Source organism: Mycobacterium sp. NGS48, assembly GCF_059812585.1.
Genome location: NZ_JCALCY010000004.1, coordinates 92,498 through 92,941, shown reverse-complemented (window position 1 = coordinate 92,941; position 444 = coordinate 92,498). Strand labels below are relative to the sequence as shown.

Sequence of the window (444 nt, the reverse complement as noted above, 5' to 3'; positions counted from 1 at the left end):
TGCCTGTCCGTGCGTCAGCAGAAGTGACCGGACATCAAGCTCCATTCATCGTCCCCAAAGACTCCCCAGCCCACAATTGAAATCTTAAGAGCTGTCAGCTCGTTGCCAGCCTGTCGCGCAAACTCTTCGGTCGTATATCGGCCCAGTTCTGTTCGATGTAGTCCAAACATGCCGCGCGGTCCGCTTCGCCGTAAACCACCTGCCAGCCAGCTGGAACGTCGGCGAAGGTCGGCCACAGGCTGTGTTGCTCCTCGTCGTTGACCAAGACGAAAAAGCTGCCATTGTCGTCATCAAACGGATTGATACTCACCAGTTCCCCCAGGGTGTCTATTGACATACCGCCGCAAACTTTACGGGAGTCCAACAGCGGCCGTCCGAGGTTTCGAGAAAGTGAGGCCCCCAAAGCGGTCGGCATCTGAAGTAGCTGAAGGATGGTTTCTTAAC

Annotated in this window: 1 protein-coding gene; it reads right to left on the bottom strand. The window is 55.6% G+C overall.

Annotated elements, in window-relative coordinates; translation table 11 throughout:
- Window positions 1-94 precede the first annotated feature (94 nt).
- The gene (locus tag AC5Y42_RS09800; protein ID WP_499898106.1) at window positions 95-310 is read right to left on the bottom strand and encodes an MbtH family protein; all 216 of its coding nucleotides are present in this window, start codon (window positions 308-310) and stop codon (window positions 95-97) included.
- Between the last annotated feature and the right edge of the window lie 134 nt (window positions 311-444).